This window comes from Streptomyces callyspongiae (assembly GCF_047200695.1).
Classification (GTDB): Bacteria; Actinomycetota; Actinomycetes; order Streptomycetales; family Streptomycetaceae; genus Streptomyces.
This window is the reverse complement of record NZ_JBJZOM010000010.1, coordinates 130445-155726: the sequence shown is the minus strand read 5'-3', so window position 1 is coordinate 155726 and position 25282 is coordinate 130445. Positions and strand designations below refer to the sequence as shown.

Annotated in this window: 24 protein-coding genes; 14 read left to right on the top strand and 10 right to left on the bottom strand. The window is 71.3% G+C overall.

The window, feature by feature from the left end:
- Nucleotides 1-62: 62 nt before the first annotated feature.
- Nucleotides 63-767 (bottom strand): maleylpyruvate isomerase family mycothiol-dependent enzyme, encoded by a 705-nt coding sequence (locus ACL06G_RS12195; RefSeq protein WP_412786677.1) that lies wholly within the window; start codon nt 765-767, stop codon nt 63-65.
- A 177-nt stretch (nt 768-944) separates the two neighbouring features.
- Here ACL06G_RS12195 and uvrA point away from each other — a divergent pair, with 177 nt between their 5' ends.
- Nucleotides 945-3863, top strand: coding sequence for an excinuclease ABC subunit UvrA (gene uvrA / locus ACL06G_RS12190; protein ID WP_412786678.1), 2919 nt, complete (start codon nt 945-947; stop codon nt 3861-3863).
- A gap of 23 nt (nt 3864-3886) precedes the next feature.
- Nucleotides 3887-4336 (top strand): QcrA and Rieske domain-containing protein, encoded by a 450-nt coding sequence (locus ACL06G_RS12185; RefSeq protein WP_412786721.1) that lies wholly within the window; start codon nt 3887-3889, stop codon nt 4334-4336.
- A gap of 63 nt (nt 4337-4399) precedes the next feature.
- On the opposite strand, the gene ACL06G_RS12180 is transcribed toward ACL06G_RS12185, so the two are convergent.
- Nucleotides 4400-5353, bottom strand: a complete 954-nt coding sequence (locus tag ACL06G_RS12180) for a hypothetical protein (RefSeq protein WP_412835875.1) — start codon at nt 5351-5353, stop codon at nt 4400-4402.
- Nucleotides 5354-5509: 156 nt separating this feature from the next.
- On the opposite strand from ACL06G_RS12180, the gene ACL06G_RS12175 reads away from it, so the two are divergent.
- Entirely contained in the window at nt 5510-5863 is a 354-nt protein-coding gene (locus tag ACL06G_RS12175; protein ID WP_412835874.1) for a nucleoside triphosphate pyrophosphohydrolase family protein, read from the top strand.
- A 26-nt stretch (nt 5864-5889) separates the two neighbouring features.
- Here the strand turns inward: ACL06G_RS12175 and ACL06G_RS12170 are convergent, their stop codons facing one another.
- The 3 genes from ACL06G_RS12170 to uvrB all read right to left on the bottom strand — a co-directional run bounded on the left by ACL06G_RS12170 (nt 5890) and on the right by uvrB (nt 9943).
- The gene (locus ACL06G_RS12170) at nt 5890-6918 is read right to left on the bottom strand and encodes a TerC family protein (protein ID WP_412835873.1); all 1029 of its coding nucleotides are present in this window, start codon (nt 6916-6918) and stop codon (nt 5890-5892) included.
- A 231-nt stretch (nt 6919-7149) separates the two neighbouring features.
- Nucleotides 7150-7728 carry a TerD family protein gene (locus ACL06G_RS12165; RefSeq protein WP_412786682.1) on the bottom strand — a complete coding sequence of 193 codons (579 nt, stop codon included), beginning with the start codon at nt 7726-7728 and terminating at the stop codon, nt 7150-7152.
- A gap of 58 nt (nt 7729-7786) precedes the next feature.
- On the bottom strand, nt 7787-9943 hold the full coding sequence (gene uvrB, locus ACL06G_RS12160; RefSeq protein WP_412786683.1) for an excinuclease ABC subunit UvrB: 2157 nt from the start codon (nt 9941-9943) through the stop codon (nt 7787-7789).
- A 153-nt stretch (nt 9944-10096) separates the two neighbouring features.
- On the opposite strand from uvrB, the gene ACL06G_RS12155 reads away from it, so the two are divergent.
- Both ACL06G_RS12155 and ACL06G_RS12150 read left to right on the top strand, forming a co-directional pair.
- Nucleotides 10097-11023, top strand: a complete 927-nt coding sequence (locus tag ACL06G_RS12155) for a glycerophosphodiester phosphodiesterase (RefSeq protein WP_412786684.1) — start codon at nt 10097-10099, stop codon at nt 11021-11023.
- Between the two features lie 10 nt (nt 11024-11033).
- A complete protein-coding gene (locus ACL06G_RS12150) occupies nt 11034-11654 on the top strand; it encodes a methylated-DNA--[protein]-cysteine S-methyltransferase (protein ID WP_412835872.1) in 621 nt (206 codons plus the stop codon).
- A gap of 21 nt (nt 11655-11675) precedes the next feature.
- Here the strand turns inward: ACL06G_RS12150 and ACL06G_RS12145 are convergent, their stop codons facing one another.
- Nucleotides 11676-12614 (bottom strand): M23 family metallopeptidase, encoded by a 939-nt coding sequence (locus ACL06G_RS12145; protein WP_412835871.1) that lies wholly within the window; start codon nt 12612-12614, stop codon nt 11676-11678.
- Between the two features lie 509 nt (nt 12615-13123).
- Here ACL06G_RS12145 and ACL06G_RS12140 point away from each other — a divergent pair.
- On the top strand, nt 13124-14521 hold the full coding sequence (locus ACL06G_RS12140) for an MFS transporter (protein WP_412835870.1): 1398 nt from the start codon (nt 13124-13126) through the stop codon (nt 14519-14521).
- Here the strand turns inward: ACL06G_RS12140 and ACL06G_RS12135 are convergent.
- Nucleotides 14509-15276, bottom strand: coding sequence for a PIG-L deacetylase family protein (locus tag ACL06G_RS12135; protein WP_412835869.1), 768 nt, complete (start codon nt 15274-15276; stop codon nt 14509-14511). The two genes, ACL06G_RS12140 and ACL06G_RS12135, sit on opposite strands and share 13 nt — an antisense overlap.
- 148 nt (nt 15277-15424) lie before the next feature.
- Here ACL06G_RS12135 and ACL06G_RS12130 point away from each other — a divergent pair, with 148 nt between their 5' ends.
- Nucleotides 15425-16276: a class I SAM-dependent DNA methyltransferase gene (locus ACL06G_RS12130; RefSeq protein ID WP_412786689.1), complete on the top strand. Its 852-nt coding sequence runs from the start codon at nt 15425-15427 to the stop codon at nt 16274-16276.
- A gap of 33 nt (nt 16277-16309) precedes the next feature.
- Here ACL06G_RS12130 and ACL06G_RS12125 read toward each other — a convergent pair whose 3' ends face one another.
- Both ACL06G_RS12125 and ACL06G_RS12120 read right to left on the bottom strand, forming a co-directional pair.
- A complete protein-coding gene (locus tag ACL06G_RS12125) occupies nt 16310-16807 on the bottom strand; it encodes a peroxiredoxin (RefSeq protein WP_412786690.1) in 498 nt (165 codons plus the stop codon).
- Nucleotides 16808-16926: 119 nt separating this feature from the next.
- The gene (locus tag ACL06G_RS12120) at nt 16927-19278 is read right to left on the bottom strand and encodes an MMPL family transporter (RefSeq protein WP_412835868.1); all 2352 of its coding nucleotides are present in this window, start codon (nt 19276-19278) and stop codon (nt 16927-16929) included.
- Between the two features lie 120 nt (nt 19279-19398).
- Between ACL06G_RS12120 and ACL06G_RS12115 the strand changes: the two genes are divergently transcribed.
- The 5 genes from ACL06G_RS12115 (at nt 19399) to ACL06G_RS12095 (ending at nt 22991) form a co-directional block, all read left to right on the top strand.
- Nucleotides 19399-19686, top strand: coding sequence for an acylphosphatase (locus ACL06G_RS12115; RefSeq protein WP_412786692.1), 288 nt, complete (start codon nt 19399-19401; stop codon nt 19684-19686).
- On the top strand, nt 19683-20483 hold the full coding sequence (locus tag ACL06G_RS12110; protein ID WP_412786693.1) for a Mut7-C RNAse domain-containing protein: 801 nt from the start codon (nt 19683-19685) through the stop codon (nt 20481-20483). Before ACL06G_RS12115 ends, ACL06G_RS12110 begins: the two co-directional genes overlap by 4 nt.
- A 22-nt stretch (nt 20484-20505) precedes the next feature.
- Entirely contained in the window at nt 20506-21180 is a 675-nt protein-coding gene (locus ACL06G_RS12105) for an AIM24 family protein (protein ID WP_412786694.1), read from the top strand.
- Between the two features lie 98 nt (nt 21181-21278).
- Nucleotides 21279-21749 carry an SWIM zinc finger family protein gene (locus ACL06G_RS12100; protein ID WP_412786695.1) on the top strand — a complete coding sequence of 157 codons (471 nt, stop codon included), beginning with the start codon at nt 21279-21281 and terminating at the stop codon, nt 21747-21749.
- A 60-nt stretch (nt 21750-21809) separates the two neighbouring features.
- Nucleotides 21810-22991 carry a protein kinase domain-containing protein gene (locus ACL06G_RS12095; protein WP_412835867.1) on the top strand — a complete coding sequence of 394 codons (1182 nt, stop codon included), beginning with the start codon at nt 21810-21812 and terminating at the stop codon, nt 22989-22991.
- Between the two features lie 18 nt (nt 22992-23009).
- Here the strand turns inward: ACL06G_RS12095 and ACL06G_RS12090 are convergent, their stop codons facing one another.
- Nucleotides 23010-23942, bottom strand: a complete 933-nt coding sequence (locus tag ACL06G_RS12090) for a haloalkane dehalogenase (protein WP_412786697.1) — start codon at nt 23940-23942, stop codon at nt 23010-23012.
- A 222-nt stretch (nt 23943-24164) separates the two neighbouring features.
- On the opposite strand from ACL06G_RS12090, the gene ACL06G_RS12085 reads away from it, so the two are divergent.
- Together ACL06G_RS12085 and ACL06G_RS12080 are read left to right on the top strand one after the other, a co-directional pair.
- A complete protein-coding gene (locus tag ACL06G_RS12085) occupies nt 24165-24629 on the top strand; it encodes a VOC family protein (RefSeq protein WP_412786698.1) in 465 nt (154 codons plus the stop codon).
- Nucleotides 24630-24738: 109 nt separating this feature from the next.
- Nucleotides 24739-25215, top strand: coding sequence for a hypothetical protein (locus tag ACL06G_RS12080; protein ID WP_412835866.1), 477 nt, complete (start codon nt 24739-24741; stop codon nt 25213-25215).
- Nucleotides 25216-25282 lie beyond the last annotated feature (67 nt).

Genomic DNA, 25282 nt, shown 5'->3' with positions numbered 1-25282 from the left:
AGGCGGACGGCAGCACCTCCCGTGCGGGGCGCAGCACGCCACCGCACGGGGGTGGTCCGGGTTCAGAAGGTGGGCAGCACCGGGAGCTCGGCGGAGGCGGTCAGGGCGGTCGCGTCGCCGCGGCCGCTGATCCAGCCCAGGAGGTCCGCGGGCCGGCCCGTGACGACGACGGGTTCGCCGTCCGGCGTGCCGGTGCGCCACGACTGCCCGTCCTCGCTGCGCAGCTCGATGCCGACGCCCAGGTCGGGGTGGCCCGTGAAGCGTTTCGCCAGGTTGGCGATCTCGCGGCCGACGAACTCCTCGGGGATGTCGTCGAGTCCGTAGCCCGCTCCCAGGTCGACGTGGTGCAGCTCCACCTCGATCCACCGCCGCCACGGGATGCCGGCGACCAGGTCGGTCACGCCGTTGCGCAGTTCGATGGTGCGCTGCCATCCGGCTTCGCCGTCCGGCTGCGCGGTGAAGGCGCCGTCGAGGCGGTGGGCGGTGAAGGTCAGGTCCGCGAGCTGTGTGGCGGCGGGCCGTGGCGCCCCTTCGGCGATGTCGGCGTCGCGGGCCTCGGCGCTCGCGTACATCGGGCGGCCGGCCAGCACCTCGATCAATGCGTCGGAGTTGCGCGCGAGATGCGCGAGCACGTGGCCGCGGGTCCATCCCGGCAGCCGCGAGGGAGCGGTGACGTCCGCGTCCGAGAGCCCGGAGACGGTGTCGAGCAGGCGTGCGGTGGCGGCGCTGAGCGCCGCGCAGTCTTCCTGGGGTACCGGAGTCGTCATGGCCCCAACGTATCGGCCTCACACTATGGGGTGAAGCTCGTCCGGCGGCGACGAAAATCGAATGCACGTGCTATAGGCTCGCTGTGCGGCATCCGAAGCACACCACTGCGGCGCTCCCCATACCCTGGGATTCGTGGGCTGGCGCCCATACCTCCCGCACGAAAGGTCTCAACCGGCGTGGCCGACCGTCTGTACGTCCGAGGCGCTCGCGAGCACAACCTCAAGAACGTCTCCATCGACCTCCCCCGTGACTCGCTCATCGTGTTCACGGGGCTCTCCGGCTCGGGCAAGTCCTCCCTGGCCTTCGACACGATCTTCGCGGAGGGACAGCGGCGCTACGTGGAGTCGTTGTCCAGTTACGCCCGGCAGTTCCTCGGGCAGATGGACAAGCCCGACGTCGATTTCATCGAAGGCCTGTCCCCGGCGGTGTCGATCGACCAGAAGTCGACCTCCCGCAACCCGCGGTCCACGGTCGGCACCATCACCGAGGTCTACGACTACCTCCGGCTGCTGTTCGCCCGGATCGGGAAGCCGCACTGCCCGGAGTGCGGGGACCCGATCGCCCGCCAGTCGCCGCAGGCCATCGTGGACAAGGTGCTCGGGCTGGAGCCGGGCAGCCGCTTCCAGGTGCTCTCGCCGCTGGCCCGCGAGCGCAAGGGGGAATTCGTCGACCTCTTCAAGGAGCTGCAGACCAAGGGCTACAGTCGCGCCCGGGTCGACGGGCGCACCGTGCAGCTCTCGGACCCGCCGAAGCTGAAGAAGCAGGAGAAGCACACCATCGAGGTGGTCGTCGACCGCCTCACGGTGAAGGAGAGCGCGAAGCGCCGGCTGACCGACTCGGTGGAGACCGCTCTCGGTCTCTCCGGCGGCATGGTGATCCTCGACTTCGTCGACCTGGACGAGACGGATCCGCAGCGCGAGCGGATGTACTCGGAGCACCTGTACTGCCCGCGGGACGACCTGTCGTTCGAGGAGCTGGAGCCGCGCTCGTTCTCGTTCAACTCACCGTTCGGCGCCTGCCCCGAGTGCACCGGCATCGGCACCCGCATGGAGGTCGATCCGGAGCTGATCGTTCCGGACGAGGACAAGTCGCTGGACGAAGGCGCGATCCACCCCTGGTCGCACGGCCACACCAGGGACTACTTCGGGCGCCTGGTCGGTGCCCTCGCCGACTCGCTGGGCTTCCGCACGGACGTCCCCTGGGCGGGGCTTCCGCAGCGGGCCCGAAAGGCGCTGCTGAACGGCCACCGCACACGCATCGAGGTGCGCTACCGCAACCGCTACGGGCGGGAGCGGGCGTACACCACCGCCTTCGAGGGCGCGGTCCCGTTCGTGCGGCGGCGGCACCAGGAGGCGGAGACCGACAGCAGCCGGGAACGCTTCGAGGGGTACATGCGCGAGGTGCCCTGTCCGACCTGCGAGGGGACGCGGCTGAAGCCGATCGTGCTCGCGGTCACGCTGCACGGCAGGTCGATCGCGGAGGTCTCGGCGATGTCCATCAGCGACTGCGCCGAATTCCTGCGGGAGTTGAAACTGAACGCCCGCGAGAAGACCATCGCGGAACGGGTACTCAAGGAGGTCAACGAGCGGCTGCGCTTCCTGGTCGACGTGGGCCTCGACTACCTGTCGCTGAACCGCGCGGCAGGCACCCTCTCCGGCGGCGAGGCGCAGCGCATCCGCCTGGCCACGCAGATCGGTTCGGGGCTCGTCGGCGTGCTGTACGTGCTGGACGAGCCGTCGATCGGCCTGCACCAGCGGGACAACCACCGCCTGATCGAGACGCTGGTGCGCCTGCGGGATCTGGGCAACACCCTGATCGTGGTGGAGCACGACGAGGACACCATCAGGACCTCCGACTGGATCGTCGACATCGGCCCCGGTGCCGGTGAGCACGGCGGCAAGGTCGTGCACAGCGGACCGTTGGGCGGGCTGCTGGCCAACGGCGAATCGATCACCGGGCACTACCTCGCGGGCAAGAAGCAGATCCCCACTCCGGGCGAGCGCAGGCCGGTGGATCCGGAGCGGCGTCTGACGGTCCGCGGTGCCCGCGAGAACAACCTGCAGAACATCGATGTCGGCTTCCCGCTGGGAGTGCTGAGCGCGGTCACCGGTGTGTCCGGTTCGGGCAAGTCCACGCTGGTGAACGACATCCTCTACACGCACCTGGCGCGGGAACTGAACGGCGCCAAGACCGTCCCCGGCCGCCACACGCGTGTCGAGGGGGACGACCTCGTCGACAAGGTCGTGCATGTCGACCAGTCCCCCATCGGCCGGACGCCCCGCTCCAACCCGGCCACCTACACCGGGGTGTTCGACCGGGTGCGGAAGCTCTTCGCCGAGACCACCGAGGCCAAGGTCCGCGGCTACCAGCAGGGCCGCTTCTCGTTCAACGTCAAGGGCGGGCGCTGCGAGAACTGCTCCGGCGACGGAACGATCAAGATCGAGATGAACTTCCTGCCGGACGTCTACGTGCCGTGCGAGGTGTGCCACGGCGCGCGGTACAACCGGGAGACCCTCGAGGTCCACTACAAGGGCAAGAGCATCGCCGAAGTTCTCGACATGCCCATCGAGGAAGCGCTCGACTTCTTCGAGGCGGTCCCGGCGATCGCCCGCCACCTGCGCACCCTGCACGACGTCGGCCTCGGCTACGTGCGGCTGGGGCAGCCCGCCCCGACGCTCTCCGGCGGAGAGGCGCAGCGGGTGAAGCTCGCGAGCGAGCTGCAGAAGCGCAGCACCGGACGCACGGTGTACGTGCTGGACGAGCCGACGACCGGTCTCCACTTCGACGACATCCGCAAGCTGCTCGGCGTGCTGTCCGGGCTGGTCGACAAGGGCAACTCGGTCATCGTCATCGAGCACAACCTCGACGTCATCAAGACCGCGGACTGGATCGTCGACATGGGTCCGGAAGGCGGTAGCGGCGGCGGCCTGGTGGTCGCCGAGGGAACGCCGGAGCAGGTCGCGGCGGTCCCGGCCAGCCATACCGGGAAGTTCCTGCGGGAGATCCTGGGCGACCGGGTGAGCGACGCCTCGGTGCCGGCTTCCCGGAAGCCGCGCAGCTCCTCCGGCCGCGGCAGGGCAGGGGCCCGGAAGTGACCGGCCCGCACGGGCGTGCAGGCGTGGACGTCGACGATCGCCCCACCCCCGGCGGTGGGCCCGCGGTTTCCCGGCGGGGCGCTCTGCTGTGCGGCGCGGCGCTGGCAGGGCTGGGCGCCGCTGCCGCCGGCTGCTCCTCCTCGGGTGGGCCCGAGACCTCCACCACGCCGACGGCGCCGGTGGAGTTGGGCCCTGCCACGGCCGTTCCGGTGGGTGGGGCGAAACTCTTCCGCGAGCAACGGCTCCTGGTGTCCCAGCCGTCGGAGGGCGAGTTCCACGCCTTCAGCGCGGTCTGCACACACGCCGGATGCGTCCTCGACAGCGTCGAGGACGGGCAGGGCAGGTGCCCCTGTCACGGCAGCCGGTTCGCCGTGGATTCGGGCACGGCCGTCCGCGGACCGGCCCGGAGGTCACTGCCCGCCGTGCCGGTGCGTGTTCGGAACGGTCATCTGGTCGCGGGGCCCCGGGGATAGCGCTCCGGGCCCCGGCTCGGCGTCCGGTGGCTGACGGACACCGGGCCGAGGGGCCGCGGGATCTCAGTGCCAGTCCCAGGCGATGCCCAGGAGGCCCGGTTTCACTTCCTGATCGACGAGGTGCACGGTGCGGTGCGGGCCCGTCAGGGGCAGTTCACGCACTCCGGTCGGACGGGCGCCGGGGGCGGTACGGGCGAAGCTGCGGCACCGCATCGGCAGCGCGGCGTCGTCGAAGGCGACCTGGAGCACGTACTGGCCACCGCCGAAGCTGAATCCGCGCACGTACTCGTCGCATCGGCCGGCCGTGCCGTCCTCGAAGGTGTAGCTGAACATGTGCGTCTCCCCCACCCGCAGGCGCGCGTCGAAGAGCAGCTCCGCGGCGACGAGGCCCGTGGGCGCGTGGCGGCGCATGCTGCCGAGGCGGCAGTTCTCGCCGGGGTGCAGCCGCACCCCGGCCACGTCGCACCCCGGGTCGCCGTAGTGGATGGCGACGTACCGGTCGACGCCGTCCCGATGCGCGCGGACCACCTGTTCGGAGTGGCGGGCCGCCAGCTCCCTGCGGGGCCCGGTCCGCACCCGTTCGACGTGCAGCACGGTGTGGACACCGCCATCGGCGGGGGCCTGGAGTTCGGCGAGCAGTTGCTGCAGCGCATCGGCCGCATCCACCAGGGACCGGTAAGGGCGCGCGGTCGGCTGCTCTGCGGTGGCCGCCTCCCGCAGCAGGCGGGTCAGCGTGTCCTGGGGGAGGTCCAGTACCTGTTCGAGCACGGTGACGGCACGGATCGACTCCGGGCGTGCCGGGCGGCGGCTGCCCTGCTGCCAGTAGCTGAGGCTCGTGACCCCGACGCGGATGCCGCGTTCGGCCAGTCGGTGCTGTATACGGTGCAGTGCCAGTCCCCGCGCCTTGATGGCTGCTCGCAGGGCGACGTGGAACGGGCCGGTCTTCAGGAGCTGTTCCAGTTCGGAGTGTGTGTCCACCGTGTCGCTCTCGTTCTCGCGCGGGGCTTCGACCCGCACCGGCCCACGTCCACCGGCGCCCGGTCCCTCACCCCGGTACGTCCTCGCGCATTACAGCTTGTTGACCTGCGGGTAAGCAAGGTTCTCGGCAGCTTCGGCTTCGCGAGCCCGGCTGCGGCCGGTTTGCTCCCTCCTCCGGACGGACACGGACGGGACATGTCTCTCGACGATCTGCGGCAGCGCGCACTCCGCGTCCACGACCTCTACGACGCTCTCAACAGGCAGGAGAGGGGCAGGGTGTGGACGCGCGAGGAGTTCATGCTCGGCTTCATGGGCGACGTGGGCGATCTGGCGAAACTCGTGATGTCCGAGGAGGGGGCGCGGGACGTGCCGGGCGGTCGGGCCGCGCTGGAGCACGAACTCGCGGACTGCCTCTGGTCGGTGCTCATCCTGGCGCACCGTTACGGCGTCGGCCTGGAAGCGGCCTTCGCCCGCACCATGACGGAGCTGACCGCGACCGTCCGTGCCCGACTGCCCGGGGAGGACGCGGCCGCGGCGTCCTCGGAGTGAGGCCCCTGCACGGCTTCCCCGCGTCCTCACTCGTGGCGGCCGTTGCCGCCGTGCTCGCCGTCGTCCCGTACGGGGCCACCGCTGACCGGCTCGGGGCTCTTCGCCTCCGCCCTGTCCTGCTTCCTGGCGGCGTACAGGCTGGTCGCGGTGGTGAGGACCAGAACGGCGCAGATCACGGCGAGCGACACGGGTGTACTGATCTGGGGCACGTGGACGCCGGTTTCATGGAGCGCGTGGAGCACCAGCTTCACTCCGATGAAGCCGAGGATGACCGACAGCCCGTAGGAGAGGTGGACCAGCTTCTTCAGCAGCCCGCCGATGAGGAAGTAGAGCTGGCGCAGCCCCATGAGCGCGAAGGCGTTCGCGGTGAACACGATGTACGGGTCCTGGGTGAGCCCGAAGATCGCGGGGATCGAGTCGAGTGCGAAGAGGACGTCCGTCGTGCCGATCGCGAGCATCACGATGAGCATCGGCGTCATCAACCGCCGGCCGTTCTCCCGGACGAACAGCTTGGTGCCGTGGTACCGGTCGGTGGAGGGGAAGCGGCGCTCGACCGCCTTGAGCAGGCGGTTCTCCTCGTAGGCCTCCGTCTCGTCCTCGGCACGTGCTTCCTGGATGAGCTTCCAGGCGGTCCAGACGAGGAAGCCCCCGAAGAGGAAGAAGACCCAGGAGAAGCTGGCGATGATGGCTGCTCCGGCGGCGATGAAGCCCGCACGGAGTACGAGGGCGATGAGCACGCCGACCATCAGCACGCGCTGCTGGTAGATGGTGGGCACGGCGAACTTCGCCATGATCAGGACGAAGACGAAGAGGTTGTCGACGCTGAGGGACTTCTCGGTGATGTAACCGGCGAAGAACTCGCCGGAGGTCCCGCCGCCGGCCGTGACCAGCAGGCCGGCACCGAACGCGGCGGCCAGGACGATCCAGACGACCGTCCAGGTGCCCGCTTCCTTCAGGGACACCTCGTGGGGCTTCCGGCCGACGAAGAAGTCGACCGCGACGAGGGCGCAGAGACCGACAACGGTCACGGCCCAGATGGAGAAGGACACATCCACAGGAAAGGCACCTCCGGCCTTCATGCTGCCGGAGGTCTCTTCCGCTCGCGACGCACCTGATCCTCGGGCGCATGGCGGGCCGGCTCCCCGGGGCCGGTCCGCCCGGCCCGTACTGACGAGGTCGCCGCAGAACGGGAATACTCCCCTCCGCTCACCTCAAGGTAAAGCAGAACCAAGAAAAGGTAAAGAACCTCTTTGCTCGGCGCTCCCGGTCGCCCGGTGGGTCCGAACTCAGAGGTGCGCCACGATCGACGGCATGAGGTCCTGGAAAGTGCGGCCCTGAGCGGGCTCGCCGATGGCCTTCATCTGCCAGCCGCTCCCCTCGCGCTGCACCTTGGCCATGATCTGCGCGGTCCAGTCGCCGCCACCCGTCAGCGTGTAGCGCGCGAGTTCCTGGCCCGTGGCCTCGTCGAGCAGACGGCAGAAGGCGTTCTCCACCTCCGCGAAGGTCTGCCCGGTGAAGGAGTTCACGGTGAAGACGACGCGGTCCACGTGCGCCGGGATCTGCTGGAGATCGACCATGATCGTCTCGTCGTCGCCACCGCGGCCCGCGCCGCCGACCAGGTTGTCGCCACCGTGCCGGACCGACCCGTCGTCGCTCACGAGATGCCGGAAGAACACGACGTCGACAGGCTCCTTCCCGGCGAACAGCACCGCGGAAGCGTCCAGGTCGATGTCCTTGGTGCGCCGGCCGAACAGGCCGCGCCGGGGTGCGGCCTGCCAGCCCAGGCCCATGCGCACCGCGGACAGGCTCCCGCCCCCGGACTTCTCCAGGCTGATGGTCTGACCCTTGGACAGATTGACCGACACCGTGCGCCCCTCTCGACGTGTCCTGCGCCGTCCCCGTTTTCGGGGGTGCCCGTGAAGCCTACTTGAGCCCGGCCTCCCGCATCTGGCGCAATTCCTTCTTGAGCTCGCCGACCTCGTCACGCAGCCTGGCGGCCACCTCGAACTGCAGCTCGGCCGCGGCGGCCCGCATGCGCTCCGTCATGTCCTCGATCAGTTCGGCAAGTTCCCCGGCGGGCCGATCGGTGGGCTCGGCCGGGCCCTGCTTCCCGGCCTTCGCCCCCTTCTTCGCGGCCTTTCCTGCGCCGTCCCGCCCGAGCTCCGGCACCGGCGCCCTGCCGGAGCCCGAGCCGCCCGACGGGCCCTGCCGGTAACCGGACCCCAGGAGCTGCTCGGTGTCGACATCCTCCCGGGCGATGTCCGCGACGATGTCGCCGATCCGCTTGCGCAGCGGCTGCGGGTCGATGCCGTTCGCCTCGTTGTAGGCGATCTGCTTGGCGCGACGGCGGTTGGTCTCGTCGATGGCCTTCGCCATGGCGGGGGTGACCTTGTCGGCGTACATGTGCACCTGCCCGGAGACGTTCCGCGCGGCACGTCCGATCGTCTGGATCAGTGAGGTACCCGAACGGAGGAACCCCTCCTTGTCGGCGTCGAGGATGGCGACGAGCGACACTTCCGGCAGGTCCAGTCCCTCCCGCAGCAGGTTGATGCCGACCAGTACGTCGAACTCGCCCGCTCGCAGTTCCCGCAGCAGCTCGACGCGGCGGAGGGTGTCGACATCGCTGTGCAGGTACCGGACCTGGATGCCCAGCTCGAGGAAGTAGTCGGTGAGGTCCTCCGCCATCTTCTTCGTGAGGGTGGTGACCAGGACGCGCTCGTCGCTCTCCGTCCGGGTGCGGATCTCGTGCACCAGGTCGTCGATCTGCCCCTCGGTCGGCTTCACCACGACCTCCGGATCGACCAGCCCCGTCGGACGGATGATCTGCTCCACCACCCCGTCGGAGCGGGACAGCTCGTACGCGCCCGGAGTGGCGGAGAGGTAGACCGTCTGACCGATGCGCTCCAGGAACTCCTCCCACTTCAGCGGCCGGTTGTCGATCGCCGAGGGCAGCCGGAAGCCGTGGTCGACCAGAGTGCGCTTGCGCGCGGCGTCCCCCTCGTACATGGCACCGATCTGCGGCACGGTGACGTGCGACTCGTCGATGACCAGCACGAAGTCGTCCGGAAAGAAGTCGATCAACGTGTGCGGCGCCGAGCCGGGTTCACGGCCGTCGATGTGGCGCGAGTAGTTCTCGATGCCGGAGCAGGTGCCGATCTGGCGCATCATCTCGATGTCGTACGTGGTCCGCATCCGCAGCCGCTGAGCCTCCAGCAGCTTGCCCTGCTTGTCGAGCGCGGTCAGCTGCTCGTCCAGCTCGGCCTCGATGCCCCGGACGGCGCGTTCCATCCGCTCCGGGCCGGCCACGTAGTGGGAGGCCGGGAAGACGTAGAGCTGCTCCTCCTCCGTGATGACCTCGCCGGTGAGGGGGTGGAGCGTGGACAGCGCCTCGATCTCGTCGCCGAACATCTCGATGCGGACAGCGAGCTCCTCGTACACCGGGAAGATCTCCACCGTGTCGCCGCGGACCCGGAAGGTGCCACGGGTGAAGGCGGCGTCGTTGCGGGCGTACTGGATGTCCACGAAGCGGCGCAGCAGGACATCGCGGTCGATCTCCTGGCCGACCCGGAGCTGCACCATCCGGTCGACGTACTCCTGCGGCGTGCCCAGACCGTAGATGCAGGACACCGACGCGACCACCACGACGTCGCTGCGGGTGAGCAGCGCGTTGGTCGCGCTGTGACGGAGACGTTCGACCTCCTCGTTGATGGAGGAGTCCTTCTCGATGTAGGTGTCGGTCTGCGGGACGTACGCCTCGGGCTGGTAGTAGTCGTAGTACGAGACGAAGTACTCGACGGCGTTGTTGGGGAGGAGTTCGCGGAACTCCGTGGCCAGCTGGGCGGCGAGCGTCTTGTTCGGCGCCATCACCAGGGTCGGCCGCTGGAGCTTCTCGATCATCCAGGCCGTGGTCGCCGATTTGCCGGTGCCCGTCGCACCCAGCAGTACGACGTCCTTCTCGCCGCCCTGCACCCGCTGGGCGAGCTCCTCGATGGCGCTCGGCTGGTCGCCGCTGGGCCGGTACGGGCTGACGACCTCGAAGGGCGCCGTCGTGCGTTCGATCTGCTGGGTCTCGGGCCGCATGACCCCCACGGTACGGCCCGGCACCGACACAGGGACCGTCACCGGGTCGGCACCCGGACGCCGTCCCACCGATTGCTTCTCGCCCCCGTAGGGGAACACTTCCGCACACCCACCAGTGACCGTGTGTGCACGGTTCGACGCGAGGAGTTGCCGATGGCTCTGCGATCCACCACCCCTGCGGCCGGCGCGCTGCTCGGACTCGCTGCGCTCGTCCTCCCGCTCACGACACCGGCCGCGGCGGACGCGCGCCCCGACGGGCGTCCACCTGTTGTCGTCGCCCACCGAGGAGCGTCCGCCTACGCGCCGGAGAACACGCTGGCGGCAGTCGACGAGGCCGCCGCCAGAGAGGTGACGTGGGTGGAGAACGACGTGCAGCGCACCCGGGACGGCGCGCTGGTCGTCCTGCACGACACGACGCTGGAGCGGACCACCGATGTCGAGGAGGTGTTCCCGGACCGCGCCCCGTGGCGGCTCGCGGACTTCACCCTGGCGGAGGTGGAGAAGCTCGACGCGGGCAGCTGGTTCGCCGAGGACTACGCGGGCATCCGGATCCCGACGCTGCGGCAGTACCTCCGACGGGTGGAGGCGAACGGCCAGAACCTGCTGCTGGAACTCAAGAGACCGGACCTCTACCCCGGCATCGTGCGGCAGACACTGAGAGAGCTGGCCGAGGAGGGCTGGCTGGACCGGTCGCATCGGGTGGAGCGGCTCATCGTTCAGAGCTTCGACGCCGATGCCGTACGGACCGTCCACGATCGGGCCCCGGCCCTCACGACCGGGTACCTGGGTACGCCGAAGGCCGCCGCACTGGGGAGGTACGCCCGGTTCACCGACCGGATCAATCCACGGTGGTCCACGGTGGACGCGGCGTACGTACGGGCCGTGCACGCGCTGAAGGGCGCGCACGGCCGGCCGTTGCAGGTGTGGACCTGGACCGTCGACGATGCGGCGACGGCGCGACGGATGGCGGAGCGCGGCGTGGACGGCATCATCTCCAACCGGCCCGACGTGGTGCTGGAGGCCGTCGGGGACGGCGCGGGGCCGGTTCTCACGGGCCCCACGACCGACACATCGCAGTAGGGTCGGGCGGGTGCCGACCGACGCAGAGAACATCGAGGCAGGGAGCCCGGGGCACTCCGGGTACACCGAGCACCCGGTAGCGCCCCACCCCCGCGCCTGGGCGTGGAGCGTGTTCCGCACTCCGGTCGGCCCGCTGCTGTTGGCGGCCACGGCGGACGGGCTCGTGCAGGTCGTCTTCCATGCCGAGGCACGCCGCGCTCGCCGCGTTCGGGAGACGTTGCGCGCCCGCATGGGGGATCCCTCCCCCGCGGCGCCGGGCTCGGCGCCGCACCAGCATCTGGTCACCGCCGAACGGGAGTTGCGCGCCTACTTCGACGGGGCGCTGCGCGCGTTCACCGTCCCCCTCGACTGGTCGATGACCGGCGGCTTCCCGCAGCACGTGCTCCGCGCCCTGGCCGCGCACGTCCCCTACGGCACGACGGCCGCCTACCAGGACCTCGCCGACCGGGTGGGGGAACCTGATGCCGCACGCGCCGTGGGGGCCGCCATGGGAGTGAACCCGCTGCCGATCGTGGTGCCCTGCCACCGGGTGGTGGAGAGCGGTGGCGGCCTCGGAGGCTTCGGCGGTGACCTGGAGACGAAGCGGGAGCTGCTCGCCCTGGAGGGAGTGCTCCCGCAGCGCCTTTTCTGACCCGCGGACCGGCTTGGGGCGTTACGGCTTCAGGCCGTGCTTCTGCAGGAAGGGCACGGGGTCGAATCCGGAACCGTAGTACGGCGAGGTGCGCACCTCGAAGTGCAGGTGCGGACCGGTGGAGTTGCCGGTGCTGCCCGAGACGGCGATCTGCTCGCCGGTGTTCACGTGCTCGCCGGGCACCGCGCGGAACTCCGACAGGTGGGCGTACTGCGTGTACGTGCCGTTCGGGTGCTTCACGACGATCTCGTTGCCGTAGGCGCCGCCCCAGTCGGCGGTGACGACGGTGCCGTTGTGCACGGCCTTGACCGGGGTGCCGGTCGGTACGGCGAAGTCCTGGCCGGAGTGCTTGGCGGCCCAGCGGTCGCCGCTGTCGGAGAAGCCCGCCGTCTTCGCGTAGGGGTGGGAGACGGGCAGCACCCAGGAACGGACCTTGCCGCGCCCCTTGCTGCGGCTGGCCTTCTTGGAGTCCTTGTGCTTGCCGCCGTTCCCGGCCTTGTGCTTGTCGTGGTGCTTATTTCCGCTCTTGCGTGCCTCGGCGCGCTTCTCGGCCTGCTTCTGCTTCTTCTTCTCCGCGGCCTTCTTCTCGGCCGCCTTCTTCTGGGCGGCCTTCTTCTGGGCGGCTGCCTTCTTCTCCGCGGCCTCCCGTGCCTCGGCCTTCTTCTCGGCCGCGGCCTTGTCGCGGGCCGCATCCCGGCGCTCCTCGGCCTTCCGCTCCGCGTCCTGCTGTTCGTCCGCCTTCTTCCCGGCCGCGGAGGACTCGGCGTCCTTGGCGTGGTCCTGCCGTTCGGCCGTGGCGGAGGGCTTGGCGGCGGTGTCGGATGCGAAGAGGTCGCCGCCGGCGGCGAGCGCCACGCCGGAGCCCAGGACGAGGGACGCGCCGACGCCGGTGGCCACGACGGTGTTGCGGGTGCGCGGTATGCGGCGAAGAGCATCGGTGATCGCGGGGTGCAGGCGCATGGGGGTACTTCCTCCGGAAATTCGGTGGGGGTTCCTGGCTCTGCGGACCAGGCCTCACCTTGGTAACCCGCGAATCAGGCATTTCCAAGAAAGAACGTGTACGAAGGTGCGTCGTACGTGAAACTCGGCAATTCGGACATAATTGACAGCGCGAGCACCCTCCCAGCAGCGACGCGGCCGCCCACCGAAGCATCGGCGCGCACCGGCACAAGCCCACAAGCTGGCACGACGACACCCCGAAGCCCGAACGGCCACCCCTTCACCCCGAGGTGGAACAGTTCGGGACCTTGGTCCCCGTTATTCCTATTCGGCTTCGTAGGGGCCGTTTTCCTGTGCTTCACCTCACGGACGAACAAGCAGTGCATCACCTTTCTGTGACGTGGGGCACCCGCTTTCTGTGACCCGCGTTACCCGCATTCCTGTGACCTGGAGCACGGGAATGCGCCGAATGCTCCTCGTCCGACGGACGATCCCTGCCGGGCGTCACCCCGTGCTGGCAGACTGCCCGCGTGACCGACACCGCTGATGCCCCGGACGCTCATCACGCCGCTCCCGCTCCGGAGAAGACCGCCCATTGCTCCGGCCCTCGGGCGGCCTCTGCTGTCGCGGCCGGGGACGGCCTGCGGGCCCTGCGACGCCGCACCACGGCCGTCCTGGTCGCCTCGCAGATCCTCGGCGGGCTCGGTGTGGCGACCGGTGTCGCGCTCGCTGCGGTGCTCGCCGAGGAAGTAAGCGGCTCGGAGGGGCTCTCGGGCCTGGCCTCCACGTCCGCCGTCGTCGGCACGGCGCTGTTCTCCCTGCCCCTGGCCACCCTGATGGCAGCGAGAGGCCGCCGCCCCGGACTGGTCCTGGCCTACTCCGCGGCGGCACTCGGCGGAGCGGTCGTCGTGGGCGCGGCCGCCGCCGGCAACTTTCCTCTGATGCTGGCCGGCATGGCCGCCTTCGGTGCCGGCTCCGCGGCCAACCTGCAGTCCCGCTACGCCGCCGCCGACCTGGCCGACCCCGACCGTCGGGCGCGCGCCATCTCCACGGTGGTGTGGGCGGCGACGATCGGCGCCGTCCTCGGGCCGAACATCGCGGCTCCGGCGGGCGACAGCGTGGCGGCGCTCGGCCTGGGCATACCCGTGACGGCCGGGCCGTTCCTGTGGTGCTCGGGGATCTTCCTCCTGGCCGCCCTGACCGTGCACCTGCTGCTGCGTCCCGACCCCCTGCTCGCCGCGCGCGCCCGGGAGGCCGGCTCCGCCGGGGCCGGCGACGGCGAGGAACGTTCACTGCGGGCCGGGTTCACCGCGGTCGCCTCCTCCCGGCCCGCCCGCCTCGCCCTCGCCACCATCGCCGGCTCCCACACGGTCATGGTCTCGATCATGGTGATGACGCCGGTCGACCTGGGGCACCACGGCATCGGCATCGAGCTGATCGGCCTGGTCATCAGCGGTCACATCGCAGGCATGTACGCGTTCTCCCCCGTGATGGGCCGGCTCTCCGACCGGCTGGGACGCCTCGCGGTCATCGGTCTGGCCGTCGTCCTCCTGGGCTCGGCGGCAGGACTGGCAGGCACGGCGGACGGCGACCACCGGCAGTCGGCCGTCGGCCTGTTCCTGCTCGGTCTCGGCTGGTCCGCCGGGCTGGTGTCCGGTTCCGCCCTGCTCACGGACTCGGTGCCGCAGGCGGCCCGGGCGGCCGCGCAGGGTCTGTCCGATCTGACGATGAACGCCGCCGCCGGCGCGGGCGGCGCGCTGTCGGGGCTGGTCGTCGCACGAGCCGGGTACGGGTGGCTGACCGCGCTGTCCGCGTCGCTGCTGCTTCCCGTGACGTTGCTCGCCCTGCACACCGCCCTGCGGCGCCCCTCTCCGGTTCGGGCCGGGGACGGGGCGGATGCTCCGCGCGGAGACGCTCAGCGCGGATAGAGCTGGAAGGAGACCCCGCGGCGCCCCCGGAACCGCTCGGCGACGCCGTCGAGCATCCCGGTCAGGAGACGCCGCGCATACGCCTCCGGCTCCTCGTCGCTCAGTGCCGTGAGGTACGCCCGGTGTTCGACCAGCGAGGCGATGCCACGCTCCAGGGCGTCGTCGGAGACCTGCGCTGCGTGCGTGGCGTGCGGCGAAGCGGCGACCGCGACCCAGCGCACCCCGCTCCAGGGGGCCACGTCCCCGTGCTGCAGCTGCTCGGGGAAGATCCAGCGGTTGCCGGCGTCGCCCACGGCGTCCAGCACCGCGCGTCCCACCGCCCGGTGGTCGGGCGTGTTCCACCAGGTGCCGCCGAAGGTGTCGTGGTGGTTGAGGGTGAGCACCAGTTCCGGACGGTGCCTCCGCACGGCGGCGGCGATGTCCCGGCGCAGCCCGGGGCCGTTCTCGATCACCCCGTCCCGGTGGTCGAGGAACTCCACAGTGTCGACGCCGACCACCGCGGCGCCGGCCCGCTGTTCGGCCTCCCTGACCCGGGCGGCCTCCGCCGGATCCATGGTGTCGATGCCCGCCTCGCCCCGCGTGACCAGCAGGTAGGTCACTTCCCGCCCGGCAGCGGTCCACGCGGCGACCGCGGCTGCCGCACCGTACTCCATGTCGTCGGGGTGGGCGACGACCGCCAGCGCACGCGACCAGTCCTCCGGCATGCTCGACAGCGGTTCTTCCGTCCCGGCCGCCCGGGCCTCCTGCTCGCTCATCGCGTCCCTCCGTCAACGGTTCGCGCCGTGTCACTCGATGGCCCGATCCTCGGGTGCACCTTCTCGCCATTCCTTCCCGCTGCGGGAAACATGCACCGGTACGCACCATCCTCGCCCGCCACGCCACCGATGCAGGAGAACACCGCAGATGCCCACCATCGTCCCCTCCCACAACCGGTCGTCCCTGGCCCACCGCCTGCGCTACGCGCTCCACCATCCGCAGCGCGTGATGCCGTATCTGCGCCGGCATCTGCGCGACCGGAGACTGCAGCGGCAGTCCGGCGGGAACCACCTCGCCTACTACCGGGCCGTCATGAGGGCCGACACGGCACGGAACCCCCGCGGCGCGGTGGGAACGCCCACACGGAAGCGGTGGAACGCCCTGGGCAGGATGCAGTTCCAGTACCTGCTGGGGCACGGACTGCAGCCCGCGGACCACATGTTGGAGATCGGTTGCGGGAACCTGCGCGCAGGGCGGCACTTCGTCGCATACCTGGACGCCGGCCACTACTACGGCGTGGACATCTCACCCGACATCCTCCTCTCGGCGCAGCAGACCGTCGTCGACCACGGGCTCCAGGACAAACTGCCGTACCTCACCCTGGTGGACGACATGCGGCTCGCCCACCTCCCCGACGGCCACTTCCGGGTGATCCACGCGCACAGCGTGTTCTCCCACTCGCCGCTCGGCGTCATCGGGGACTGCTTCCGCCACGTCGGAAGGCTGCTCGCCCCGGGCGGCTTCTTCGACTTCACCTACAACCGCACCGACGGGCCGGAGCACGACGTTCTGCGGGAGGACTTCTACTACCGGCCGGCGACCCTGATCGCGCTGGCCGCGGAGCACGGTCTGGCGGCCCGGACCATGGAGGACTGGGACGAGCTGCCTCACAAGCAGTCGAAGATCCGCGTCACCGTCCCCGGCCCGGGCGGCTCCGCCGCACCCGCGGAGGAGGCGGAACGGGGCGGGCGCGGCGAGCCCCGGGAGGGCGGATCCTGATCGGAGAGAGTCCGGCGCCCGCCCCGCCGGGCCTCAGCCCTTCGCGACCTCCCTCAACCGGGCGGTCAGCGTGTCCACGTCCTGGTAGGTCATGCCCACCAGTGAGACGTGCTTCCAGCCGACGGTCCCGTCGGGCCGGACGAGGAAGACGGAACGGCGCAGCCCGATCCCGGGAGCGGCGACGCCGTAGGCGCGGGCCGCGAGAAGGTCGGGGTCCGCGAGCAGCGGCATGCGCAGGTCGTGCTTGCGCGCGAACCGCTCGTGACTGTCGAGGCCCTGCGGACTGATGCCCCACACCTCGGCGTCCAGCTCGGCGAACTCTTCGAGCCCGGCGGAGTAGGAGCACAGCTGCTTGGTGCACACGGCCGTGTCGTCGCCGGGGTAGAAGGCCAGGACCAGCGGCCGGCCCGGTGCCCCGCGCAGCGCGTAGTCGCCACGCTCGAAGACGGTGTCCTCCCCGTCACCGCGCAGCACACCGCCGGTGAGCGCGAATTCGGGCGCGGACGCCCCTGTCCCGGCGTGCCTCGGCATGCGGTCTCCTTGCGGTACGGCTCTCGGCGCCCGGCAGGACACCGACCGCCTCCGTAGGCGCCGCTACCCCGTCGGGCGCCGGGCACACCCGGCCGCCGCGGGGCGGGGCCGACCGGTCGTCAGTCCGGGGCGCTTCCCCTGCCGGGAGGAGGGGGCTGCCGGTCGGGGCCCGGACCGCTGCCGTCCTGCGGTGCCGCGGGGTTCGGAACGGGTTCGGCGTGGATGCGGGGCAGGATCCGGTCCAGCCAGTGCGGCAGCCACCAGGCGCTGCTTCCGAGCAGTGTCAGCACCGCCGGGACCAGGAGCAGCCGTACCAGGGTGGCGTCCACCAGTACGCTGACGGCGAGGCCGAGTCCCAGCATCTTGACGACGACGTTGCTGCTGAACAGGAACGCCGCGAACACGCTCATCATGATGAGTGCCGCGCAGGTGATGACCCGCGCGGTGATCTCCAGCGCGTGGGCGACGCTCCCCCGGGCGTCGCCGGTGCGCAACCAGGCCTCGTGCACGCGGGAGAGCAGGAAGATCTCGTAGTCCATGCTGAGGCCGAACACGATGGCGAACATCATCATCGGGACGTAGCTCTCGATCGGCACGGTGCCGGACACTCCGAGCTCGGGCCCGCCCCACCCCCACTGGAAGACGGCCACCAGGACGCCGTACGAGGCGCCGATCGAGACCAGGTTGAGGACGGCTGCCTTCAGGGCGACCAGGACGCCGCGGAAGACGGCGAGAATGATGAGCAGGGCCAGACACACGACGACCCCGATGATGACCGGGAGCCGATCGGCGACGATGTCGCGGAAGTCCGTCTGTGCCGCGGTGCTGCCGGTGACATAGCCCTGCGCGCCGGTTCCGCGGACCGCCTGCGGCAGGACGGTGTCCGAGAGGCGGTGCACCAGGTCGGTGGTGTTCGCGCTCTGCGGACGCTGGGCGGGGATCACGGTCGCCAGCAGGGCCTCGCCGTCCGGTGTGGGCACAGGTGTGCCGACCGCTGCGGCGCCGGAGAGGCCGCGCAGCGAGGAGGTCAGGGTCCGCTGCAGCGCCGGTCGTTGACCGGACGGCACCTCGGCCGCGTCGACGACGACCGTCAGCGGACCGTTGGCGCCCGCCCCGAACGCGTCGGTGACCAGGTCGTAGGCCCTGCGGTCGGTGTAGGAGGTGGGGTCCGCGCCGTCGTCGATGTGCCCGAGGCGCAGCGACAGCAGGGGGATGCTGAGCACGATCAGGGCGGCGAGTCCGGCGAGCAGGTGGCGCCAGGGGCGGCGGCCGACGCGGAGCGCGTAGCGGTGCCAGAACCCGCCGGCCTCCTCGTCCGGGTCGCCCGTGCCGCGGGGCGGGCGGTCGGTGGGGAGTTCGGCCTCGGCCACCGGCGGGCGGACGTGGTAGCGGTCGATGTTCCTGCCCGCGAGGCCGAGCAGGGCGGGCGCGAGGGTGAGCGCGCCGAGGACGGCGGTCACCACCGCCACTCCGGCCGCCGCACCGAGCTTGCCGATGAAACCGACGCCCGAGGCGTTGAGTCCTGCCAGGGCGACGATGACGGTGGTTCCGGAGACGACGACTGCGCGGCCGCTGCTGTGGGTCGCCTGTCCGGCGGCGGCGACCGGATCCATGCCCTCCATGAGGTCCTGGCGGTGGCGGGTGATCAGGAACAGTGCGTAGTCGATTCCCACGCCCAGCCCGATCATGGTGGCGAGCGTCGGCGAGACCTCGGCGAAGGTCGTCGACGCCGCGATCAGGGACAGCACGCTGAGGCCGACGAGGACGGCGACGAGCGAGGTGAGGAGCGGGACGAAGGCGGCGAGGACGCTGCCGAACCCGATCAGGAGCACCACGACGGCGACGGCGAGTCCGACGGCTTCGCTGAGCCGGTCGGATCCGCCCGGGCGGGCCAGTTCACCGAGGCCGCCCCCGTACTCCACCTCCACTCCGGCCTTCCGGAGCGGCCGCACGGCGTCGTCGACCCCGTCGAGGTAGGAGCTGCCGAGCGAGGCCGGATTCTCGTCGAAGGTGACGGTGACGTAGGCGGTCCTGCCGTCGGAGGAGACGGTTTCCAGGGGGCGCTTCGGCGTGCCGTCCGGTTGCGGTGGTGGGGCGGTCAGCGGGTTCTGGGCGGACAGGACGTGGGGGAGGTCGCCGAGCTTGCCCACCGCGGTGTCGACCTGCGTGCGGTGCGAGGACAGCGGAGCGTCCGTATCGTGCAGCACGACTTTGGCGCTCTGCCCGCCGCGTCCGGGGTCGTGCCGCTGGAGCACGTCGAACCCGTCCTGCGCCTGGGAGTCGGAGAGGGTGAAGTCGTCCGCGTAGGTGCCGCCGAAGGCGTTCCCCGCGACGTGCAGTCCGCCGGCGGCGACCACCCAGCCGAGGAGCACGACGACGAAGTGGCGCGCGCACCACTCCCCCAGCCTTCTCAGCCGCCCGCCTGACGGTGTGACGGGAGCCTCCCGGTTCCCGGAGCGTCTTCTGGACACCTTTCGCACCTTAGATCCCGCCGGCCGCTCCGGCACCTCGGCGGCTCTGCGGCGGGCTCCTCGGGGGCGCCCCACGTACCATGCGGACAGGACGCAACCGGTCGGCGGAGGAGCGGTCGCATGGTGTGCAAGCGCGTGATCGTGTCCGGGACGGTGCAGGGTGTGTTCTTCCGGGACACCTGCCGGACGACCGCCGCGCGGAACGGCGTGCGGGGGTGGGTCCGCAACCTGCCCGACGGCACGGTCGAAGCCCTGTTCGAAGGCGCGCCGGAGGCGGTGGACCGGCTCGTCTCCTGGACGCGCGCGGGACCGCCCGCCGCGCACGTGACCCGGGTACGCGTCCTGGACGCGGAGCCGGAGGGGGCGGCGGGGTTCGAGGTCCGCCCGACGCCCACCGGCCCGCCGTGACGCCCGGAGCCCCGGAGCCCCCGCGTGCCCGCATCCGCGTGCAGGTAGCCCCGGAGCTGCGCTTCCTGCTGCCGGCCGTGCACCGGCACGGCGACGTGTCCTTCGGGCACGACGGGACATCCTCCCTCGGGCACGTGGTCGAGGCGCTGGGCGTGCCGCTGACCGAGGTGGGTCTGCTGACGGTGGACGGAAGGGAGGTGCCGCCGTCGCACCGCCCGGTCGACGGCGAGCACGCCGAGGTCCACCCCGTGCACCGGCCGCAGCACCTCCCTCCGGAGGCGCCCAGGCCGCCGCGCTTCCTGCTCGACGTGCACCTGGGCACCCTGGCCCGGCGCCTCCGCCTGGTGGGCGTGGACGCCGCGTACCGGAACGACAGCGACGACGACGCGCTGCTGCGGCAGGCCAACGAGGAGAAACGCGTCCTGCTGACACGGGACCGTGGCCTGCTGCGGCGCCACGCCCTGTGGGCGGGGGCCCACGTCCGCGGCAGCAGCCCCGACGCCCAGGCGGCGGACGTCCTCGACCGCTTCGCTCCTGCGCTGCGGCCGTGGAGCCGCTGCACGGCCTGCAACGGCCTCCTCGCACCGGTCCGCAAGGCGGACATCGCCGACCGGCTGCCGCCCGGCACCCGACGCACCTACGACACCTTCCGGCGGTGCGGGACGTGCGGGCGGCTGTACTGGCCCGGCGCCCACCACGCGCGGCTCCGGGCCCGTGTCGAGGCGGCTCTCGCGGACGCCGCCCGCCGCCGCGAGCGGGCGAACCGCGGAGAGCCGGACGGTCTTGGCGGAGCGTGATGTTCCGGGAGAGGATCCCGACATGCACAGCGAGCTCTTCTCGACCGAGAACACGGCGCAGCCGGCGACCGCGCCCGGCATGACGCAGCAGAACTCCAAGTCGCTCAAGTACACGGTGGACGGCGAGTGCTACGCCCGCCAGGGAGCCATGATCGCCTTCCGTGGCGATCTCCGGTTCGAGAAGAAGGGGCAGGGCGTCGGCAACTTCCTCAAACGTCAGGTGACCGGCGAGGGCCTGGCCCTGATGACGGTCCGCGGCCGGGGCGAGGCCTGGTTCGCGCACGAAGCGGCGAACTGCTTCGTGGTCGACTTCTCCGAGGGCGACGCCCTCACCGTCAACGGACGCAACGTGCTGTGCTTCGACGCGTCCCTCCACTACGAGATCAAGATGGTGAAGGGCGCCGGGATGGCGGGAGGCGGCCTCTTCAACTGCCTCTTCACCGGACAGGGCCGGCTCGGGGTCGTCTGCGAGGGCGATCCGATCGTCATCCCCGTCTCCCCGCAGCAGCCGGTGTTCGTGGACACCGACGCCGTGGTGGGCTGGAGCGCCTCGCTCCAGACCTCGCTGCACCGTTCGCAGAGCTTCGGCTCGATGATCCGGGGCGGCTCCGGTGAGGCGGTCCAACTCAAACTGGAGGGCGAAGGCTTCGTGGTCGTGCGCCCCAGCGAGACGCACCACGCCGCTCAGCAGGGGTGAACACCGGCGCCCCGCACAGCAGGAGAACGGACCAGGGGCCGAGGATTGTCCGCAACGGGGCCGAGGAGGACGGCACTCGGGCCCGGAAGGAGGGGGAGTTGGCTGTTGCCTTCACCGCGGGCGACTTGCGGGAGCTGGCCGGCGACGCCGGTTTCGAGCGCGGTGAGCGCTGCGTCGCGGCCGTGTCGGAGCTGCGGCTGCGCGACGGTGAGCTGCGTGCGGTCGTTTCCGGCACCGAGCCGTACCGGGTGTGGCTGGACGTCCGGACCCTCGACGGCGACTGCGAGTGCCCGCACGCCGACGAGGGAGCCTTCTGCAAGCACCTGGTGGCCGTCGGCCTGACCGAACTCGGCGACAGGAACGCTCACTTCGCGCAGGACGAGGGCGACGGGGCGGCCCCGGAGGACGAGGCTGCTCTGGAGGAGGATCTGGAGTCGCTGTACGGCTACCTCAGCGATCTGCCCCGTTCCACACTCGTCGATCTGCTGCTGGACGCCGCGGAGGAGGACGCCTGGCTGCGCGACCGGCTGCTCGACCGGGAGTCCCGCGGACTGCGGGAGTACCGGTGACACCGGTATTCCCCGACCTGCCATCATCGTCGGGGCCGGACCGGCGATGAGAGGAAGAGCGTGCAGCGCATCGGAAGGTACGTCGTCGAGCGGGAACTCGGGCGGGGCGACACGGGCACCGTGCACCTGGCACGGACCCCGGCAGGCCGCGCCGTGGCCGTGAAGGTCCTCCACCCCCGGGCGCAGCAGGACACGGCCGGTCCCGACGGGGCACGCGCCGCCGTCGATGCCGCACGCCGGGTCGGCGGATTCCACACCGCCCCCGTCCTCGATGCCGGAACGGAGAGCGGAGCCGTCTGGTTCGCCACCGCCTACGAGCCGGCACCGTCCCTGGCCACCATGCTGGAGAGCCACGGCCCGCTGGACGAGACGGGCCTGCGCCGCCTGGGCACCGGAGTCGCGGACGCGCTCCGCTCGGTGCACGCCTGCGGGCTGGTGCACGGGGCGCTGAAGCCGTCCGACGTGCTGATGGCCGACGACGGCCCGCGCGTACGGGACTTCGGGCTGCGCGGGACCATCGGTGAGGGGGAACCGACCGGCGCGGCCGAGGACGTACGGCAGCTCGGCGCACTTCTGCTCGCCGCCGGTGGCGGCGCTCTCGCCCGGCTTCCGCACACCCTCCGGAGCGTGGTGGAGTCGTGCCTGGAGGACGAGGCGACTGCGCGGCCGGCCGTCGACGAGCTGCTGGAGGTGCTGCGGAACGGTCCTCCGGCCGCAGCCCCGCCGGCCCCCGCCCACGCTCCGGGACACCCTGCGGGCGCGGGCCCCTACCCGGCGGACCCGTACGGGCCGGGCCCGCACGGACCGGCCGCTCCCCCGGTGCCCGGTCAGGCCCCGGCCCCGCAGGGCGGCTTCGGGCCCCCGCCCGCGACCGCGCCTGTGCCGCCTCCGGCCCCGGCCCCGGCGCCCGTGGCGCCTCCCGGTCACCCGGTTGCCGGACCGCCCGGCCCCGGCGAGCCCGAGTTCCTCGCGATGGACCGCAGGAACGACATCGTCGCGGACGCCCACGGCATCTCCTTCACCGCACAGGGCCATCACACCGACCTGCCGTGGCCGCACCTCCGCTTCGTGCAGCACCGGCGGGACGCGCAGGGATCCACCTTCCACCTCACCGTGTCCTTCGTCCTGGTGAACGGGGCACAGACCGCCTGCCGGGTGAGCACCCGGAATCCGGGCGAGGTCGAGCAGTGGGCGGCACAGCTGGACGCGGTGCTGTCCCGCTTCCTGCCACCCCCGCAGTGACAGGTGCCGGGGCGGGCCTTACGGCCCGTCGGGTCCGGTGGCGTACAGGAACCGGTTCACGATACGGGCGAGTTCGGGACCGCGGTCCTCCTGGAGGAAGTGCCCGCCGCCCTCCACCGTCACGTGGTCCTGGCCCTCGCACCCGGGGATCAGTGTGCGGAAGACCCGGTCCATGCCGCGGGTGATCGGGTCCTGGTCGGCGAAGGCGCAGAGGAAGGGTTTGTCGAACCGGCGCAGGGCCTGCCAGGCGTCGCGGTTGGCCGAACTCGCCGGATCGTCGGGCGAGGAGGGCACGAGGACGGGGAACACCCGGGCACCCTCCTTGTACGTGTCGTCCGGGAACGGCGCGTCGTACCCGGCCCTCACCTCGGCCGTGAGCTCGGTGGCGCATCCGCTGCCGACGATGTCCCCCACCCGCAGGTCGGGAACCTTCTGGCTGAACTCCTGCCACTGCAGGAACGCCTCCGTCGGCTGCTCGTCCCCCGTCGGCAGGCCGGTGTTGGCGGCCACCACGCGGGCGAAACGGTCGGGGTGCTCCGCGACCAGGCGCAGTCCGACGAGGCCGCCCCAGTCCTGGCAGACCAGTGTGACGCGGCGCAGGTCGAGGTGGTCGAACACGGCCTCGCGCACCCAGTCCACGTGCCGCTGGTAGGTGTAGTCGGCGCGGTCGGCGGGCTTGTCCGAGCGGCCGAACCCGACCAGGTCCACCGCGATGCAGCGGTGCCCGGCGTCGACGAGCAGCGGGATCATGTGGCGGTAGAGGAACGACCACGAGGGCTCGCCGTGGAGCAGCAGCACGGTCTCGCCGGAGGAGCCGGACCCTTCGTCCAGGTAGTGCACGCGCAGGGTGTCGCCGCTGCCGTCACCGGCGGCGACCTCCGTGTAGTGCGGGGCGAACGGATGGTCCGGCAGGTCGTGGAAGCGTTCGTCGGGCGTGCGCAGGATCTCCATGCTCGGTGCGTCTCCTCTGGGTGCGTGCGGAAGGGCGGCGACGTCCTCCGCCTGTCTACTGGCCGGTAGCCCGCGAGGCAAGCCCGGTACGCGGCGCGCCACCCGTGCCTGGTGGTGCGCCACGACGGACGGACCGCGGACAGGTGACACGGGTTCCGGTGGGCGGGTGACATCCGGGCCCAGCGCTTGCGAGCGGGCCCGTCCGCACCGTTGGGTGGCTGCATGGCGCTGAGTTGGAAGCTGGTCGTCGACAGTGCGGACGCCTCCGCCCTGGCGGACTTCTGGGCCGCGGCACTGGAGTACGAGGTGGAGGACCCCACTGCGCTCGTCGAGGGACTGCTGGCAGCGGGCCGGATCGGCGAGGAGGCGGTGCGGGTGCACCGGGGGCGCACGACCTTCCGCGGCTACGCCGCGATCCGTCACCCCGAGGACCCGTACGACAGGGCCAGCGGCGTCGGACACGGCAGGCGCCTGCTCTTCCAGGACGTCCCCGAGCGCAAGACGGGCAAGAACCGGCTGCACCTCGACATCCACAGCGGCCCCGAAGGCCTCGACGCGCTCGTGGCACGCCTGGAGACGCTGGGAGCGGCCCGGGTCCGCGAGGTCGACAAGGGGCCCGCCGGGCACTGGTGGATCATGCAGGACCCGGAGGGCAACGAGTTCTGCGCCGCACGGACCGGCGCGTGATCCCGCCGGAGGAGCGCGGCTGCCACGAGGGTTTGGACGGGGTGGGGCGACCCGCTGCGGTAGCGTGCGCTCCGGCGCCACCGGCCGTCCGGTGGGAGAGGGGGAACGGTTGAGAGCCGCACGCACGACCGCCGCAGCGCTGATTTTGACCGTTGCGGGGTGCACCACCTCGGGTGCACCCGACAACAAGGCGTCGGCGCCCACGCGGGCACCGTCCGAGGCGGAGCGGACCGCAGCCTCCGACACGACCGTCACCGAGCCGACAGCCACACCGTCCTTCGCCCAGGACGGGCCCACCCGCGTACTGACGTACGGAAACCTGGAGGTCCGCGCCACTCCCGGGGCCGAAGGGGTCCGCGGCACCGTCGCGGTTACCAACCGGTCCTCGAAGAAAGCGACTTACCAGCTCAAGGTGAGCATCGGCAACGGTTCGGACTGGGTGGCGCACAAGAACTTCTGGTTCCAGGACGTCCCGCCGGGCGGGACCAGCGAGCAGAGCGCGCTCTTCGGGACCACCCACCGGGATGCGCTCCCCGACCGGCCCTCGATCCTCATCGACCGCTTCGAGCGGATCGGGCTGCGATAGGGGCGCCGACGCTGCCGGGAACGGTGGGGCGGGTCGTCACGGGACGTCGGACGACCCGCCCTCCTGC